The following is a 1,011-nucleotide window of genomic DNA, read 5'->3' on the forward strand; positions in this document are numbered from 1 at the left end:
CTAGGTCGTTTCTGATGGCTCTTGGTTGGCTGGGTGGATCTCGTGGCCGGCCGGGCAGTTGCCTTGCATGGTGCGGCGACATGAACTGACGGATGTGCAGTGGCAGAAGATCGAGCCTCTTCTGCCGGGTAATGGCAGGCCGGGCGGACAGTGGGCGGATCACCGGAAGGTGGTCAACGGGGTGCTGTTCAGGGCGCGGACCGGGGTGCCCTGGCCTGACCTGCCGGAACGGTACGGGCCGTGGCAGACCGTCTATGAGCGTCATCGCCGGTGGTCGGCCGACGGCACCTGGCAGGCCGTCCTGGAAGAGCTGCAGATCGAGGCGGACGCCGGCGATCCGGACGGCGCCCACTCCCGCCGGGTGTCGCGGCAGGAGTGGGCCGTGAACATCGACTCGACGTCCTGCCGGGCGCATCAGCATGCGGCAGGAGCGCCTCGCAAGCCTCCGGCCGACCACCCGCAAAAAGGGGCGGGGTGCGTGAGGAGGCAGATGGGCGCGAGGCGTTGGGGCGTTCGCGGGGCGGACTGACCAGCAAGGTCCATCTGCTGTCCGACGACCGGGCCCGGCCTCTGACGTGGAAGACCTCGCCCGGTCAGCGGGGTGACAGCCCGATGTTCGCCCCGGTGCTGGACGGCTTGCGCATCCGGCGGCGCGGACCGGGCCGGCCGCGCAGCCGACCGGACCGGGTACGCGGCGACAAGGCGTACTCCAGCCGGGACAACCGTGTCTACCTGCGACGGCGCGGAATCAAAGCCACCATCGCGCAGCCCGACGATCAACGTGCTAACCGCAGGCGCCGCGGGCGCGCGGGCGGCCGGCCCCCGGCCTTCGACAGGGCCCAGTACCGCCGCCGCAACGCCATCGAGCGGTGCGTGAACAAATGGAAGCAGTTCCGGGCCGTGGCCACCCGCTACGACAAACGCGACTACATCTTCAACGGCACCCTCACCGTCACCGCGATCGTCATCTGGCTCCGCGACACCGTCCAAGAGCCATCAGAAGCGACCTAG

General features: G+C 69.5%; 1 protein-coding gene. It reads left to right on the forward strand.

The window, feature by feature from the left end:
- Positions 1 to 67: 67 nt before the first annotated feature.
- Positions 68 to 1,011, forward strand: a protein-coding gene (locus ACLZOT_RS49670) for an IS5 family transposase (protein ID WP_416975940.1) whose coding sequence is annotated in 2 segments (ribosomal slippage) — positions 68 to 496 and positions 499 to 1,011 — 942 coding nt in all. Because the reading frame shifts where the segments join, the coding sequence is not laid out codon by codon here.

The sequence above is a fragment of the Streptomyces sp. 4F14 genome, assembly GCF_048159485.1.
Lineage (GTDB): Bacteria > Actinomycetota > Actinomycetes > Streptomycetales > Streptomycetaceae > Streptomyces.